Source organism: Aquimarina aquimarini (assembly GCF_900299535.1).
Lineage (GTDB): Bacteria > Bacteroidota > Bacteroidia > Flavobacteriales > Flavobacteriaceae > Aquimarina > Aquimarina aquimarini.
The window spans coordinates 290533-306402 of the sequence record NZ_OMKE01000039.1; the positions used below are offsets into that span (position 1 = coordinate 290533).

A 15870-nucleotide genomic window follows, 5' to 3' on the forward strand; every position below is an offset into this window, starting at 1 on the left:
AAAATTAATTTGATTAATACAATCATTATCATATTATAATTTAAAAGATAAACCTGCTTGAAACACCGAATTTTTAAGCGATGTATTATTTTCTTTAGTTATATCAACCAACCCAAGATTATACCTAATTGCCACTTCTAAATCATCAGTTAATGAATACCCTATACCTAAAGCTGCTCCGTAATCGATTTTCTTAAAATCACTTTTAACAAAACCTGCTCCTTTACCCCCCAATAAATATCCTACTTGAGGCCCTGCTTCTAAGCTTAATTTATCAATCGGGTAAAACTTTATTATTGCGGGTAGCATATTGATATAATTTAATTTAATTTTTCCAGAGGTGTTTTTTGATTTAGCTCCTTGTGCAGAATACAGTATTTCAGATCGAATTGCTAATTGTTTGGATAGTCTATATTGAGAAAAGACTCCTCCCATTGCCCCAATTTTAAACTTAGAAGATGTATTTCTAAACTTGGTTAGATTAAGCCCTGCTTTAATCCCAAATTCTACTCCTTTTTGTTGTTCCTGTGCACTCATAACCATTCCCCCTAATAACACTGTACATAACATTAATTTAATTGTTTTCTTCATTTTGATTTATTTGTTTTTAATTGAATACATTATTGTTCTGAAAACGATTTTCAGATTAGAAATTAATCCCTAATTCGAGTTCAATTCCAAAGTTTTTAGTATACACTCTAGAGGTTTGTATTTGCTGAAAAACACCTGCTCCAATGACAATACCATACTCTTTCCAGGGAATAATTTTTATTCCTTGCCTAGCTCCAATCCCGATAAGAAAATTATGTTGTTTGTTTCCTTTTGTTTTTTTGGTGATTTCTATACCCAAAGGCACTTCTAAGCTTATATTGGCATATATTCCTGGTATTATTTTTAAATATCCATCAAAACCGCCTCCAATACTAAAAGCATCTACAGATGTATAATTTTTGTTGAGTAATGAACTTCGTTTTATACTATATCTATCATAAGATATTACAAAGGGCATGATGAAGTCTTTATCACTATCCGTAAACCCTATATAGCTTATTTTCCATCCCTCTTTATGTTTGCTATATACTTTCTTATATGTCAACATATTAAACCACTCCCCTAACTTTTTTTTATACTTTACCTCTGATTTCTCATAAAAACCATCTTCTACATTGGTTTCTATTCCTTCTGATATAGATTTTGATTTATTTTGTTTTTTATAGTTATTAATAAAGCTTAAGGTGCAATACTCTAATGCAGCTCTGATTCTTTGTTCATAGGTGTCGAATATTTTTGATTTATCAGATATATAGAAAGTTGCATCTTCATAATGCTCTACATCAAAAAGCTTTTGCAGTGAATCATTTTCTTTTTCATAAAAAATCAGGTTAGCATGTACTCTTGTTGTTATATAACTGATACTACTTTGTGATTGCTGAATTTCTAAATCTTTGATTTTTATAACTATTGGTTTTGCCTCTTTGGTTTGCAAAAAAGAAGTTTTCATAAAATTCAGAATAGCGGTTGGTGCATCTGGGTGTAATTTAAAAATGACTTTTTCTCCGTCTCTATTCGTTCCTAATCCTAAATTTTTCTCTTTTCTAATATCAATAACCTGCGCTATAGAAATAGATACATTATCTGTATGAAAAGGAATGGTTTTTAAGGCTATGTTTTCCTGAGACAATACTACAGAAGACAAGAAAAATATTGATATATGCCAGAGATACTTCATCATAAATTTGATTTTATAAATTAGAACTATAATGAACTTCTACCTCTCTAATCTCATCAATATCAAAATACAGTACCAAATCTTTGAGTGTTAAGGTGGCGATATGTGCTTTTACAGTTTCTCTTTTGTCATTAGTCATCATAATATAAGCTCCATTGGTATTTAGCATCCAAACACCGCTTTCTTTTTTTCCTTCTGACATAGAGATAAAGGTCATATCCTTTTTAAAAAAGATATAATCATTTTTTTCTTTTTTAGATGGTGGGTACTTCTTAACTCCAATTTTATAAGTATCCAAATCCCATTTTTTTAGTAGCACATTCTTATCAAGGATCTGTGCGCTCATATTATAAAATGAAAAAGTGAATAGTATTGTCGTTAGAATTGTAATGCTTACTTTGTTGTTCATATCTTACTCTTAAAATTTAAGTCAAAACTAGTAAGCATGAATAGTATGTTGTTTGTCCTGTTAAGACAAAAAAATATGAGCTGTATATGATCTTGAAATTCTTATTTTACTCTGTAAATAATATATTAATTGTCCTAAAAAGACAACTCAAAGATTGCTATTTCGTAGTACTTTTCCTTTAAAATAATAAAGCATGGGAAACCCAACACAACTAGAACGTTATAAAAAGTTAATCCTCTATATAGAAGAAAGATTTAAAAATGAAATCAGTAAAAAAGATATAGAAGACATATCGTTTTATTCATATCGAAATATCAATCGAATATTTCTTGCATTACACCATGAAACTATAGGACAATATGTAAAAAGGATAAAACTGGAAAAAGCAGCAGAATACTTAAAATTTTCAGATGAGAACATCTCAGATATCGCTCATGAAATTGGGTATAGCGATGTTGCTGCTTTTAGTAAAGCCTTTAAAAAACAGTTTAAAAGTGCTCCTTCTTCTTTTAGAAATTCAAGCAAAATCAAACAATACATTACCCAAAAAGCCATCTTTCCATTAGAAAATACCCAAGAACAAACTCTTGAGTATGAAATCGAAGAAATTCCTAGTTTTGATATTTTATATTTAACTTATCAAGGGTCTTATGAAAATATTAAAGAAATAGAAAAAACCTGGAAACAATTGATTTCATATGCATCAAAACATGACTTATTAAAAGATGAAACAATTATTTTAGGAGAAATACTGGATGATGATGCAATCACCGATACTTTGCATTGTAGATATAATGCTGGAATTGTTCTAGAAGAAGAAATAGATTTTTCTCTAAAAGGGTTATTTAAAACCAAACATATACCCCAGCAAAAATATGCTAAATTTATACACAAAGGTAGTCATGAGAGTTCTACAGACACCTATAATTTAATTTATGGATACTGGATAACCGAAGTACAGTTAGAGTTTGAAGACAAACCAACTTTAGAGTTTTATCTTAATGATGAATCTACTACTCCTAAAAAAGAACTCCTTACCGAGATTTATATTCCTGTAAAATAACAATTGTCTGTATTGAACAATAAGTTTTTGAATCTGCTCATTTAAATTTGTTTGGAAAAAAAGTTCTATGCAAAAAAGAATTATTGGACTTGATGTGGCAAGAGCATTGGCTATCTTCGGAATGATTATCGTTAATTTTAAAATGGTATTTGGAAATCATGGTAACCCTCTCTTGGATACATTTTTAGGATTATTAGACGGAAAAGCTGCTGCAACTTTTGTGGTTCTGGCAGGTGTAGGAATTTCATTACTAACAAAAAGAGCTATATATCAAAATGATGAAGAAGCACTAAACAGAAACAAAAATAGGCTTCTTAAAAGAGCCCTATTTCTTTTCTTAATTGGTATATCCTATTCAATAATTTGGCAAGCAGATATTTTACACTTTTATGCGATATACATACTACTGGCAATATTTTTAATAAAAAGTAATCCAAAAACACTAGTGTCAATCGCAATAGGAATGATTCTATTATACCCTATACTCATGATATTATGGAATTATGATAGTGGATGGGACTATATTAAAATGGAGTATACAAATCTATGGACAGTAAAAGGTTTTTTAAAAAATCTTTTTTTTAATGGTTTCCACCCTGTCATTCCGTGGAGTGCATTTATGATTATAGGAATGTGGTTTGGTAAAATGGAATTAAACAATACCACAATAGTTATTAAAACTTTATGGATTAGTCTTACTGTATTTATAGCAGTGCAAATACTATCATATTTTTCTATCATATTCATCTCTATGGGAGACCAAGAAATCATTACAGAATTAACCCCAATTCTTGGAACAAACCCTATGCCTCCTTTACCTCTATACATGGTTTCTGGAAGCAGTATAGCGATATTTCTTATTTCTTTTTGTATTCTCATCTCAAAAAAATATGAGAACACTACTTTTATACGTATTCTAAAAAACACAGGGCAACTTGCTTTAACTTTTTATATCGCACATGTTATAATAGGAATAGGATGTATCGAAATTGTCAACCCTACAAAAATGGGAACATATACCATAAATTTTTCGTTTTTATACGCCATATTCTTTATTGTAGTATGTCTTATTTTTTCAATGGTTAACAAAAAACATGCAAAATATGGCCCCATTGAGTGGATAATGCGAAAATTAACTGATTAAAGGTCTATGGTAAAGGCATAAAGACCGTCTAAAGTTTGATTAGACGGTCTTTGTTGTTTGTTATAGATTATAATCCTAATTTATATCTTTCCCTTTTTTGAGTTTCTCTAGCTGTTCTGTAAGCCGATTTTTAAAATTGTTTGGAACTTTAGTTAATGAAATATTAAGGGTTTTTATAGCGTTTTTATAATCTCCTGTAGCCGAATATGCTCTAGCTAAACCATAGTTTGATGGCCACACTCCTTTATTATTCTTCACGTTATCTTTCAAAATTGATAATGCTTTCTCTTTTTGTCCAAGTTTGATAAGACTTGTTCCTAGTTGATATACATCTAAAGCATTTCCTAATTTTGCAGCTTTATCAACAAAACTCATAGCATCTTCTGTTTTTCCTTGCTTAGCAAGAATACGTGATTTTAGAGAAAGATTTGCAAACGTTTCTTTACTAAAAAAATTACCTGCTATAGATGTATTCACCCATTCTAATGCCTGATCCACCTCTCCTGCATTAAAAGCATAATTGGCTGCATTATCCCAATTAGCCTGAGTAAATCCAGCGTTACCTTGAAGATCTTTTTTTATCTCATCTATTACTATACCTCCTACTTCTACTTCAATTTTGAAAGGGATTTCTTTTTTCTCCCACCTCAAAGATGCTATAGTACTATTTGCCTGTACTTCTGGAAACAAAAATGTTAATAGCTCTGTATGCGTAGCTTCTTTTGTCATTACATCTACACGTAAGACATCTTCTTTTTCATCATAGAAATAACTCCCCCACGAAGTAGCATTATTAGACAGTATAATAGTTGCCTTACCATCTTCTTTTAATGCTATATGCAAACCATATGTTCCTGCTTTTATATTTTTTCCTTCGATCTTTACATCATGCGTAAAATTTATCGTAGTGTTACTATTTGCTCCTGCTCTCCATGGTGCTGCTTTTGAGGTTCCAAAACCTAAGTCATTATACCCGTAAGGAACTAACTTACCCCATATCTCACGTTCCTTTACACTAGGCCTCCCATAATCTATTGTGATATTAGTTATCCCAACACGTTGCATTACTTGTGCTCGTTGGCTCCCTTCTGGGGTTTTGAGCTGTGCTTGTGTTTGCAATACCAACAACATTGTTAGTATTAAAAAATAAATTGTAGCTTGGTTGAATTGTTTCATGACTCACTTTTTTTGAATTAATAATTCTCACTTTATAAAAATCAATAACTTCAAAAAAACATCCACTACAACTATTCACAAAAACAATTTTTATTTCGAAATTATAGTTTTAGAGAGTAGTTTTCACCAAATATTGACCTTTATATTCTGAACAAAACAATGTAAGAGGTAATTTTCATCTGTAATGTTACTAGATTGTTAAACTCAAATAGAGAATCACAATTCATTGTTAAAGCTTTCTATTCATTTAACAAGTGATTAACAAAATTTTCAAAATCCTTTTTAAAGTCAATGTATTTTTGCCCAGTAGCGGGTCCATTAAAACCTGTATGAATTTTACGTACGTTCCTTTTTTTATCAATAAAAATAGTAGTAGGATATGACAGTACTTGTGTGAGCATTGGTAGTTTTTCTTGAGCTTTTTGTTTATCAGAAGTACCATATTGAGCGAGTAGAATAGGGTATTCTACCTTTAATTTTTCTTGTAATCTTTTTATTGATCTAAATGCTTTTTCTTCTGTTTTTGCATATTCAAAAGCTAGGGCAACAAATTCTATATCTTTGTCCTTATGGGTATTGTAATATTCTACATAATACTTTGTTTCATCCATACAATTAGGACACCATGTTCCCATAACTTGTACAATAACAACTTTATTATCAAATCGTTTATCTTGTAATGAAACCTTGTTTCCTTCTGTATCTTTAAAACTAAAATCCAACGTCTTGTATCCTTTTTTTATAAAAGTTAAAGAATCCTCAGATGGTAATTCAAAGCTTTCATTTCTTTTTGCTGTAAAAGGTTCTTTCCAATGATTTCCTGAATAAAAATATCCATTAATCACACTATCAACCACTTCTGCTGTAAATAAAAATGCATGTGCTCCATCAAATGCTGATAATTGTAATTTGTCTTCATTCAAAACCCCCTCTAGATACCTATAATCTCCTGTAGTAGTTCTGAATGTTCCAGTAACGATATTCCCGTTTTGTTTAAAAAGACCTTTAGCAATATATCGATCTTCTTCATTATCCATACTAAAAACTGTTTCCCAACTCCCTGTAATATTCTGATTAGGTTTTGATGTAATTGTAAAGCGATCTTGTTGTCCATATTTTGCGTTAAAAGGCACTACTCTATTTAAATCTTCTTTTATAAAGCTTCCAGAAAGTGTTATTGAGTCAATAAACTGTGCCAAAATATATCCTTCAAAAACAGGGAATTTAATTTTTATAGAATCACCATTAATCACTACATCATCAATATCGATAATTTCTTCTGCATTGAATACTTTTATAGATTGATCTTCCATTACTTCCATCAAAAAAGGAAGCTCTTTATCATCCATAACTCCAACCGTTGCCCTCCATGGCCCACTTTTCAATAATCTTTGCTCAATATTTTTTTCTCTTTTACAAGCAGAAAAAACAGTAACAATTAACAGAATAAATAGGGTTATTTTTTGCATCAAATATTATTTTACATAAAAAGAATGTTGAAAGTTACTTAAAACTTATGTCTACTATCTTTATTTTATAATTTTATTAAACTTTATTTTCTTTTATTCTTTATCACAGACAGTTACTTTTTTACTTTTGAACTCATCTTAACTTTTTATTTTTAACAGAAAATGAATTGAAATTTGATCTGATGAAGCACTTTTTGAAAGCCATAGCAGCGCTACGGGTAAGAAAAGTAACCAAATATGAGTCAATTTTAGCCATTTTTTAGGAAATAGAAAAAGTCAAGATGAGTTCTTTATATACTTACTCTCAAACATGTGTATTTTTTTATGAAGATAAGAAGTTTCTAGTTTGTATCCTCTCGTCAATATAGTATCTTTACCCTCAGAATTTAGAACAATCACAAATGAAAATTTCATACAACTGGCTTAAGCAATTTATTAATATTGATTGGAATGCAGAAAAAACTGGAGAACTGCTAACTGATTTAGGATTAGAAATAGAGGGAATAACACCATACCAAAGTGTAAAAGGAGGATTAGAAGGTGTTGTTGTAGGGCAAGTTCTTAATTGCGAAAAACACCCAAATGCAGATAAGTTAAAAATTACCAAAGTAGATTTGGGTAATGGTGAACCTGTACAGATTGTGTGCGGAGCTCCTAATGTAGCTGCTGGACAAAAAGTTCCTGTTGCTACTATTGGTACAAAGTTATATGATGATAATGGAGAAGAGTGGACTATTAAAAAAGGGAAAATCAGAGGTGAAGAAAGTCACGGAATGATTTGCGCTGAAGATGAGCTAGGACTGGGAAAAGGTCATGATGGGATTATGGTTCTAAGTACTGATATTTCTGTAGGAACCAAAGCTGCTGATATTTTTGATATTGAAAATGATTTTGTTTTTGAAATTGGATTAACTCCAAACCGTGCAGATGCAATGAGTCATTGGGGAACTGCACGTGATCTTAAAGCTGGATTAGTACAACATGACATCAACCTAGAGCTTATTACACCATCTGTAAGTAGTTTTATTGTAGAAAATAGATTAAACAAGATTGATGTTGAAGTAAAAAACCCTGAACTCGCACCGAGATACTGTGGTTTGACTATTACTGATCTCAAGGTACAGGAATCTCCTGCTTGGTTGCAACATCGATTAAAAGCAATTGGTATAACTCCAAAAAATAATGTTGTAGATGCAACCAATTATGTACTACATGAATTAGGGCAACCATTACATGCATTTGATGCTCATTATATAGAAGGAAATAAAATTGAAGTAAAAACAGTTGAAGCGGGTACTAAGTTCAAAACACTGGATGAAGTAGAACGAGAATTACACCCTGAAGACCTTATGATATGCGATGCAGAAAAACCATTATGTATTGCTGGTGTTTTTGGAGGAATTAACTCTGGAGTTACAGAATCTACTACATCAATCTTTTTAGAAAGTGCTTATTTTAACCCTGTAAGTATTCGTAAAACAGCAAAAAGACATGGATTAAATACAGATGCTTCTTTTAGATTTGAACGAGGTATTGATCCTAATATTACTGAATATGCTTTAAAAAGAGCAGCTTTATTAATTATAGAACTTGCAGGAGGAAACGTATCTAGCGAAATTACAGACCTCTACCCTAAAAAAATAGAAGACTTTCAAGTGTTCTTATCTTTTGAAAATACCGCAAAATTAATTGGGGAAGAGCTACCGCAAGAAACCATAAAAAGTATCCTTACTTCTTTAGACATTAAAATTAATAGTGTAACAGAAACAGGTATTGGTCTTACTATTCCTGCTTATAGAAATGATGTACAAAGAGAAGCAGATGTTATAGAAGAAGTACTTAGAGTATACGGGTATAATAATATAAGTTTTACCCAGAAATTAAATGCTTCAATTTCTAATATTGATAAATTTGCAGATCACAATATACAGAACACTATTGCAAATCAATTGATCGGACAAGGGTTTAATGAGATGATGGCTAATTCTCTCACCTCTCCTGAGTATATCAATTTGAGCGAACAGCTCAAAAACGAAAACAATATAGAAATGCTAAATCCTCTTAGTAATGATCTAGCAGTAATGAGACAATCTATGTTGTTTTCTGGTCTAGAAACCATCTCCTACAATATCAATAGAAAACGAGCAGACCTTAAGTTATTTGAATTCGGAAAGACATACCATAATTACGAAAGCGGAAGAATTGAAAACAAACACCTTAGTATTCTTATCTCTGGAAATCGTCACAATGAAGCTTGGAATGTAGACCCTCAAAAAAGTGATTTCTTTTATCTAAAAGGAATTGTTACTTCTGTTTTAAATCGCTTAGGTATCAACAATTTAAAAACATCACCACTCAAAAATGACCTTTTTACAGAGGGATTGTCATTAGCTATCGGCAAGACCAAATTGGTTGACTTTGGGATTGTAAAAAAATCTGTTCTTAAACATTTTTCTATTTCTCAAGAGGTATTATATGCTGACTTTAATTGGGATGTTATACTTGAATATTCCAGACGTAATAAGATCAAATACTCTGATATTCCTAAATTCCCAGAAGTAAGACGTGATTTTGCACTACTATTAGACAACACTGTTTTATTTGAAGATATTTATACAATTGCAAAACAAACAGAAAAACAACTACTTAAAGATATAAATCTATTTGATGTTTATCAGGGTAAGAAATTACCTAAAGACAAAAAATCATACGCAGTGAGTTTTATTTTACAGGATGAAAAGAAAACCCTGACAGATAAACAAATTGATAAAATCATGAATAAACTCCAGAAAAATTTTGAAAACAAACTGGGTGCAGAATTAAGATAATTCAATAAAAATATTATAAACAAAAGGGTGAATATGGTTACACTATTATTTACCCTTTTTTATGCTCAAAAAACAAGCATTTAAGATCACAATGTTAATCCTCACACGTCTTTAGATATTGAAGTGGTTTAAACTTTTTTCAATTCGCTATAAAAATGTTCTTTTTCACTCAATTGAAGTGTAAAAAACACTTCAATTGAGTGAAAAATAACTATTTTTCGCCAGAATCCAAAAAGTTTAAACCACTTCTTAAGTTTGGCTAAATATCTTATTTATATCACTGAAATTCAGTCATTTATGTTTTTGTATTTATTTAAAGGTAAAACATAGATAAAACATAACATATTTTTTATAAAAATCTAAAAAACTTTAACCAAGACACCTTTTTATGTATTATCAGGTAGGTTTAAATTTTACTTACCAGTTTTAATTGATATACTTTAAAGAGTATTTTTATAATCTTATACCTATATAAAGCATCAATAAATATATTTACTTTTTAACCAACGCTACTCCTTCTATAATACAATTCTTATCATAGATGCTATAATCATTAAATGTTCTCAATTGATTACGTACACACCTTCTTTTGCCCATTCTTTTAGATCGTCTATAGACAGATCAGGATCAATATTATCATCATAGGGAACTGTATAGGTTTTTTATAAGATTCTGGGCCTTCTCCTTTGCGTATAGACATAGATTTTAAAATTTACCATTTACTAGTTCTTATTTACTGTAAATCTGTTAAATAAGGTATATCGTTTTTAGTATAATAGCATTTTTTTTCATCTTTTTATTATTTGTAAAAAGCTATGTAACAACAATATAATATTGTTTTTCTATCACAAAATCAACGATTTACGGTAAAGCCGTATATGCGTAAACCTTCATCTTTAGTATATTTGAGAAAGATTTAACAATAAAAACAAATTAGTCTGATTCTGTTATAATTGAAAAATTTGAAATATAACACTCCCCCAAATTATACTAATTTATAAATATCAATCGTCATTTGATAAAGGGTAATCTCTTGATTTAGTAGTATTTTAGAGTTTGTAACTTTAAAATATATTATCAGATGAAAAATCCTGTAGTTTTATTTAACATATTGCTTTTGCTACTTACATTGAGTAGTTGTGAAACACAAACAATAAATGATGAAATCAGCGAAACAGAATTACAACTTACCGATCCAGGAGACGATGGGTCAATCGATCCAGGAGGCGACGAAAGGTATTAAGATTTTAGGAGCTATTAAAGGTGTAATTGCTTTTTTGGCAGTTACACTTTCTTTGTTTCATGTATTTCTTGAACCAAAATCACAAGCCCAAATTGATTATGCTCCAAAATACAAAGCTGAAGTTAAAAGATTAGACAGCTTACAACTTCACTATATTAACCAATTAGAAAATCAAGAATTAACACCAAAAGAATACTCAGTTATTGCTAAAAAACATATAGCATCTTACGAACCGTCTCTTAAAAAAATATCAAGTATGAGGGGGAAGCTGGCTAGAGAACACTCGTTTAGAGGTCGTAGCAGTCTTCATTTTTGGGTATTTGTTTTTGGGTTAGTGACTGCTCTTTTCTTCTTTAGTTGTAAATCCTTACATGATGATTTCTCTAGAGGTAGTACTTTTAAATTTCATTTTGTTTCACTTACTGGTATCTTGGTTTCAGGATTTTGGTTTGTTCATCTAATTTTTCTTACCCAAAAAGATTTTCAACAAAACAAATATGTCTTAATTCTTGCTATTACTGCATCCTTATTTGCTGTTTTTACATACTTTCTTATTAAATATTATACATATAAAGATCAAATTATTTACAAACAACTTTCTTTTATTGAAAGAATTAAAAAAATATACTATAGAGATATGATTTTTAAAGCGATGTATGCCGAAGAGTCGGGAAAACCCTATAAATCAGGTAAATTGGTAGATGATTCTATAGATGAATTTCATGAAGACTTAAAGAAAGTAACAGAAAATATTTAATAGGATGACGATGCTAAAAAAATTACTCGAAATATTAAAGCCTAGAAGATATACTAGCCCTGCACAAAGAAAGTTTTTTAATGATAGTCCAAAGATCATACGAAAGGAAGTTAAAGAGGAAATTAAAAAAGCTATGAGAAACAATTCTGAACTACATGAGATTGAAAAAAAGCAACGTATTGAACTTGAGGTATTTATTGATGTTTTAAAAGAAAGCCCTGATTACTATACAGAAAATGAGTTTAATAAATTATACCATGAAATAATACATGATTTCTCATGGTAAAGAAAATGAGATGATTTATAATTTGGTATCTCATTTTTCTTTGTACGATATCCTAAATCTTGATAATTATAATTACTATCAAAATAATTTTTTAACTTCTTTTCGAATATTTCTTTATAGCAATTTCTTTCAACTCCTCTAATGCCTTATTTTTCTTCTCTCTTTCATCATCTGCCATGATTAATTCCATAACCATTCTAATATAATCTCTAAAAGTTTCATCTAGGATAAGTTCATCTTTTCTTTCAAGAAGGTGTTTAATTAACTCTATGTTATCAAGTTTACTATAATCCGTAACCTTTTGATTTCCGACTACATTATCAAGCATCGTCCCTTCTCCAGTAATCAGCCAGTTGGTGTTTATCTCAGGAAAAGAGCGTAATAAATTTTGTACAAAGTCAATTTTTGGGACAGACTTATTTATTATGATGTTTCTTGTCTGACCATCAGAATAATCTAGTAATATACCCAAAGACCTGTAATTCATGTTTTTGAACTCCATCACTTTCCTTATTCTATCACCTATTTCCATAATAAACATTGTATAAATTACAATAAACACGAATTAAATATTGTATATGCGAATTATATTTCGTATTTTTGATTTGTCAAACGATAATAAGAAACAAATATATGAAAACGGTATTAGAAATTTATAATCTGTTTGATATTGAATTAAAGGATAGAACTAATTGTAATTTTTTTAAGATATGGTAATAAAAAATACTACTCCTATAAGTGGTATACTATCAAAATTATTAAAAGACACATTAACCGCGCCACAGATTAAAGATATAGCAAAAGAATATGATGTTCATTATAACACAATTATTAATATAAGAGATCGTAAAAAAAAAGAGCCTGACAAATTCATACTCAGGTCTATGATTAATAAGGCAATTACTAATCAAACACAACAAATTATAAGTAGTGCAGAATTGATAACTCTTTTGAGAAAAGAGCTAGAGAATATACTATAAACAACCTTATTTATCTGCCCTGCTTAAAAATAATATATCAGAAAGTTAAGTATAATAAACCCCAAATAATTATGAAAACAATAACTAAAGAGCAAAAAAAGTTCATTACCAAAATTGTAAAGTATTTACACATGGATATAACAGATTTCTTGAATTCTGTAACCAGTGGTAGATGCTATGAGAAAACGATTTATGATTGGGTAGTAAAGCTTTATCATAAAGGTGTAAATCATGAGAGTGCTATACAAATCATTTGTAGAGCCAGAGTATTCTTATTGACAAGGAACAGTTTATACTTTACTAGCTGCAGATAAATAACCAACCATACCAAAATAGATATCTAAGTAATAACCAAAAAACCAAATGCCTATGAAGTAAAAAAAAGGTTTATCTATTTATAAGATAGATTTAGAATTAAGTTTTGTGTTTGTATGAGACAGAGGTGTTTTCATATGATAAAGATATCAGGTACTGAGCATATTATAGTATATGTATGGTATGTCTTTGGGGTATATAGACAGGTATTGTTTTGGGGTACTGTCATATTTAAGAACACCATGCTACACCTTAGTATGTTAAGTACCTGAATCTATAATGATTTTTCCAAAATAAAAGATAATATCCGAGATTACCCCGATTAGGTTTTAAGTTGAGTTTGTGAATGATTGTGTTCACAGCAAAGGTGCAGGGGTGCAAAAGTATATATCAATAGCTTATAGGTCATTATATCTGCATATATACTGGAGTACCCCGTGTCTTTGTGAAAAAGAAGGATTAATAGGAATATTTAAATTGGTTTTTCTGTGTATGAGTATAATACCAGTTGGTTTTTATTAAAGGTTTATACTGGTTCCAGAAGCAAAAGGAAAAAACAGGAGTGATTTTTTATTAGTTAGTAATGCAGTTTGTGTAATCCTGCGCCCAATTACTCCTGTAGCCTTTTGTTATTAGTTAAAAATACAAAAAAATATGTTTGGAGACATGCCACCAAAGGTTTTTTATGGATTACTGAATGCATTAGATATTGATATAGGCAATTTTGTAACCGCATTACTCAATGATGAACCAAAAGAAATCAATATTCTTATAAAGATGTATGCTATTTATGAAGTTACTAAAGATACTAAACTAGTAAACAAAACTAAAGTAAGAGACTGGGATACAAGTCCATAAAAATTGATAACAATTACGGTTACTTTTTTTGCCCCAAGTATTGATATTAGGTGCTTGTATTAAGTGGGTTAAACTAATAGACAATTTGTATTCTTAGTGGTACATATAGGGTGTTTATACTACAAGTAGCTCTATATCAAATGTAAAATATGAAACCGCAAAATGTAAAATAATAAAGTAAAAATAACAACACCCCTTTTGCTGTAATAGATTCCCGATCAAGTCGGGAATGAAAAAAAATATCTCAGTTTCAAAAAACGTGACTACTATGTCGTAGTATTGGGGTATGATTTGACAAAGAATCAAGTACAGTTTATCACAGCGTTTTTTGCAAATCTGCCGAGGAAAAATCAAATGTTAAAAAATTTGGCTATTCCAAAAAGAGGAAATAATAGTATAATAAAAAACAAAAATAAAACACAACTAATTGATTTCAAGATACTTACAATTAAAATAAGCTATGATTTTCAAAAACAAAAAAGACGTTCTAAAAATCATGACATCAACCACACAGGGGGTTTTTCCCCTGCTTTTTAGGTTTTGTAGAATCAATTGCATCATTTATATTTAGAGATCAAATAATTGAGTATCAGAATTACACACAAACAAAATACAATCAAATCATTTAACAGTAAAAAATGAATTATGGCCATACAAACTACCACTACCATCTATATCGCCAACAAACAACTGAGTTCTTATAAAAGGCTTCAGTTACACCAAGAGATCGATGCCCATCATTCACTAGAATTGGTATGCCGTACTGATGCAATAGAGCAACTCTCTGATGAGCTAATTGGCGAGAGTAAAGAATATATAGGTAGTATTATCACCATACAAGTAAGTGCCAATTCTACTGCAAATAGTTATAGAGAGTTAGAATTCAAAGGAGTGGTCACAGGAGTTGAAACCGTAAAAGGGTTTGAAGAGTCACAAGGGGATTTAATCTGTATAAAATCAAAAAGTGCCAGTATACTGGCAGACAACTTCCCTCATTATGCTTCATATAGCGAGGTAGGCTTATCAGATATCTTGCAAGACACTTTTCAAGGATATGATCTGGGTAAATTAGAAACAAACTTTGCGCCTACCAATAGCAGTACTATTCATTATAGTGTACAACATAATGAGAGTGATTTTGCCTATGCAAGTAGATTATCTGCCTATTATAATGATTGGTTTTACTATGATGGTAAGCAATTGATTTTTGGTAGACCCTCTACAGAAGAAATAGAATTGTCTTATGGTATTGATCTCAAAAAGTTCAGTATCAATATGGAGCCTATGCCAAATAATGCTTCTTATTTTACCAATGATTACATCGCAAATAAACAACATCAGAAAAATAGCGGAGATGTGAGCATCCCATCAACAGGCTATCATGGCTTTGCAGATAGCAAATCTAGAGAGCTATACAATAAGCAAACACGCATATACAATCCTTTGTATACAGATGCTACTATGAAGCCTAGATTAGATGCTCAGGTAGAAGCCTATACAAAAAGTAGAGCCATACAGCAAATTATAGCAAAAGGCGGTAGTGATAATCCAGGAGTTTGTTTAGGGCAAATCATAAGGATCAATGGTCATGGTAGTTATAGAGTTACCAAAAT

The 15870-nt window shown here is 30.3% G+C and carries 16 protein-coding genes; 10 read left to right on the top strand and 6 right to left on the bottom strand.

Going from position 1 to position 15870, the window contains the following annotated elements; genetic code table 11:
• Window positions 1–33: 33 nt before the first annotated feature.
• From DG508_RS16955 to DG508_RS16965, 3 genes are read right to left on the bottom strand one after another with little or no spacing between them, the layout of a single operon-like run.
• Window positions 34–591, bottom strand: coding sequence for a porin family protein (locus DG508_RS16955; RefSeq protein WP_108869280.1), 558 nt, complete (start codon window positions 589–591; stop codon window positions 34–36).
• A 55-nt stretch (window positions 592–646) separates the two neighbouring features.
• A complete protein-coding gene (locus tag DG508_RS16960) occupies window positions 647–1732 on the bottom strand; it encodes a hypothetical protein (protein ID WP_159090885.1) in 1086 nt (361 codons plus the stop codon).
• Between the two features lie 10 nt (window positions 1733–1742).
• Window positions 1743–2075, bottom strand: coding sequence for a lipocalin family protein (locus DG508_RS16965; RefSeq protein WP_108869282.1), 333 nt, complete (start codon window positions 2073–2075; stop codon window positions 1743–1745).
• A 256-nt stretch (window positions 2076–2331) separates the two neighbouring features.
• On the opposite strand from DG508_RS16965, the gene DG508_RS16970 reads away from it, so the two are divergent.
• Complete coding sequence (locus tag DG508_RS16970) at window positions 2332–3201, top strand: AraC family transcriptional regulator (RefSeq protein WP_108869283.1); 870 nt, start codon at window positions 2332–2334, stop codon at window positions 3199–3201.
• Between the two features lie 67 nt (window positions 3202–3268).
• Window positions 3269–4345: a DUF418 domain-containing protein gene (locus DG508_RS16975; RefSeq protein ID WP_108869284.1), complete on the top strand. Its 1077-nt coding sequence runs from the start codon at window positions 3269–3271 to the stop codon at window positions 4343–4345.
• A 75-nt stretch (window positions 4346–4420) separates the two neighbouring features.
• On the opposite strand, the gene DG508_RS16980 is transcribed toward DG508_RS16975, so the two are convergent.
• Together DG508_RS16980 and DG508_RS16985 are read right to left on the bottom strand one after the other, a co-directional pair.
• Window positions 4421–5521, bottom strand: coding sequence for a DUF2911 domain-containing protein (locus DG508_RS16980; RefSeq protein WP_108869285.1), 1101 nt, complete (start codon window positions 5519–5521; stop codon window positions 4421–4423).
• Window positions 5522–5760: 239 nt separating this feature from the next.
• Entirely contained in the window at window positions 5761–6990 is a 1230-nt protein-coding gene (locus DG508_RS16985; protein ID WP_108869286.1) for a peroxiredoxin family protein, read from the bottom strand.
• A gap of 401 nt (window positions 6991–7391) precedes the next feature.
• Between DG508_RS16985 and pheT the strand changes: the two genes are divergently transcribed.
• The 4 genes from pheT (at window position 7392) to DG508_RS17000 (ending at window position 12104) form a co-directional block, all read left to right on the top strand.
• The gene (gene pheT / locus DG508_RS16990) at window positions 7392–9818 is read left to right on the top strand and encodes a phenylalanine--tRNA ligase subunit beta (RefSeq protein WP_108869287.1); all 2427 of its coding nucleotides are present in this window, start codon (window positions 7392–7394) and stop codon (window positions 9816–9818) included.
• A gap of 1081 nt (window positions 9819–10899) precedes the next feature.
• Complete coding sequence (locus tag DG508_RS21090; RefSeq protein WP_159090886.1) at window positions 10900–11061, top strand: hypothetical protein; 162 nt, start codon at window positions 10900–10902, stop codon at window positions 11059–11061.
• Window positions 11024–11818 (top strand): hypothetical protein, encoded by a 795-nt coding sequence (locus tag DG508_RS16995; protein WP_159090887.1) that lies wholly within the window; start codon window positions 11024–11026, stop codon window positions 11816–11818. Before DG508_RS21090 ends, DG508_RS16995 begins: the two co-directional genes overlap by 38 nt.
• 10 nt (window positions 11819–11828) lie before the next feature.
• Window positions 11829–12104, top strand: a complete 276-nt coding sequence (locus DG508_RS17000) for a hypothetical protein (protein ID WP_108869289.1) — start codon at window positions 11829–11831, stop codon at window positions 12102–12104.
• A gap of 91 nt (window positions 12105–12195) precedes the next feature.
• On the opposite strand, the gene DG508_RS17005 is transcribed toward DG508_RS17000, so the two are convergent.
• Window positions 12196–12591, bottom strand: coding sequence for a hypothetical protein (locus tag DG508_RS17005; RefSeq protein WP_159090888.1), 396 nt, complete (start codon window positions 12589–12591; stop codon window positions 12196–12198).
• 223 nt (window positions 12592–12814) lie between these two features.
• Here DG508_RS17005 and DG508_RS17010 point away from each other — a divergent pair, with 223 nt between their 5' ends.
• The 4 genes from DG508_RS17010 to DG508_RS17025 form a co-directional block, all read left to right on the top strand.
• Complete coding sequence (locus DG508_RS17010) at window positions 12815–13084, top strand: hypothetical protein (RefSeq protein ID WP_108869291.1); 270 nt, start codon at window positions 12815–12817, stop codon at window positions 13082–13084.
• Window positions 13085–13155: 71 nt separating this feature from the next.
• Window positions 13156–13398: a hypothetical protein gene (locus DG508_RS21095; RefSeq protein ID WP_159090889.1), complete on the top strand. Its 243-nt coding sequence runs from the start codon at window positions 13156–13158 to the stop codon at window positions 13396–13398.
• Between the two features lie 655 nt (window positions 13399–14053).
• Entirely contained in the window at window positions 14054–14257 is a 204-nt protein-coding gene (locus tag DG508_RS17015) for a hypothetical protein (protein WP_108869292.1), read from the top strand.
• Window positions 14258–14902: 645 nt separating this feature from the next.
• Window positions 14903–15870, top strand: a 968-nt coding sequence (locus DG508_RS17025) for a contractile injection system protein, VgrG/Pvc8 family (RefSeq protein ID WP_159090890.1), incomplete at its 3' end; no start/stop codon positions are given.